Annotated in this window: 3 protein-coding genes; all 3 read right to left on the reverse strand. The window is 66.0% G+C overall.

Translation table 11 applies throughout. The annotated features are described in order from the left end of the window. Positions 1-179: 179 nt before the first annotated feature. A complete protein-coding gene (locus C1A13_RS00005; protein ID WP_101547901.1) occupies positions 180-467 on the reverse strand; it encodes a BMC domain-containing protein in 288 nt (95 codons plus the stop codon). A gap of 15 nt (positions 468-482) precedes the next feature. Then, positions 483-758 (reverse strand): BMC domain-containing protein, encoded by a 276-nt coding sequence (locus C1A13_RS00010; protein WP_101547903.1) that lies wholly within the window; start codon positions 756-758, stop codon positions 483-485. 36 nt (positions 759-794) lie between these two features. Further along, positions 795-1,019 (reverse strand): BMC domain-containing protein (locus C1A13_RS00015; protein WP_146021651.1); only part of this gene is annotated, 225 nt, incomplete at its 5' end.

Below are 1,019 nucleotides of genomic sequence, written 5' to 3' on the forward strand. Positions count from 1 at the left end.
CCTGTACGCTCCTTCTTTTCCTTCGGTTCCTCCGGCTTTGGGGCGGGAGGGGCGGGCGGCGCGGGCGTGTTCGCCTGCACCTGTTTGGTCACCATCTCGAGCACCTCCGGGGAGGTTGCGGCAATCACGCTCTTGGTCACCTTGTTCTTTCCGTTCTGATTTGCCTTTGCCATGCCGTGCTACGCCTCCACATCATCGGTATAGAGAAATTTTTTGATCTCCTCGTGCGGGCGGGGGATCACCTCGCACAGCTTCACGGTGCCAACCCGCCCGGCGGCGGCCTTACCCGCGTCGGCGGCCGCCTGGACGGCGGATACCTCCCCGTCCACGACGATGGTGACCATGCGCCCCCCGAGGCGGCGCTCGATATGTACCAGGCGGACGTCGGCGGCCTTGAGCATCGCGTCGAGCCCCTCGACCGCCGCGGCCATCGCCTGCACCTCGATCAGCGCAATTGCCCGTTCCATGGGTATCCCCCTTTGTTACTTGATGGAGGGAAGAATCTTCTCCACATCCGCGTGCGGCCTCGGGATGACGTGGGTCGCGACGACCTCGCCCAAACGGGCGGCGGCGGCCCCGCCGGCCTCGACGGCGGCCTTCACCGCGCCGACGTCCCCGCGGACCATGACGCTCACGAGCCCGGAACCGATCTTCTCGGTGCCGATCAGCGTGACGTTCGCGGCCTTGACCATCGCGTCCGCCGCTTCAATGTTTGCTACCAGACCCCTGGTCTCGACCATGCCCAATGCTTCCATCATCGTTCTTATCTCCTTTGCGTCGTTGTCGGTTTCGGGTTACTTGATCGACGGGAGGATCTTCTCCACATCCGCGTGCGGCCTCGGGATCACGTGGGTCGCGACGACCTCGCCCAAACGGGCGGCGGCGGCCCCGCCGGCCTCGACGGCGGCCTTCACCGCGCCGACGTCCCCGCGGACCATGACGCTCACGAGCCCGGAACCGATCTTCTCGGTGCCGATCAGCGTGACGTTCGCGGCCTTGACCATCGCGTCCGCCGCTTC

Origin of the sequence: Anaerotruncus massiliensis (ex Togo et al. 2026) (assembly GCF_900199635.1) — a bacterium.
Taxonomy (GTDB): Bacteria; Bacillota; Clostridia; order Oscillospirales; family Ruminococcaceae; genus Anaerotruncus; species Anaerotruncus massiliensis.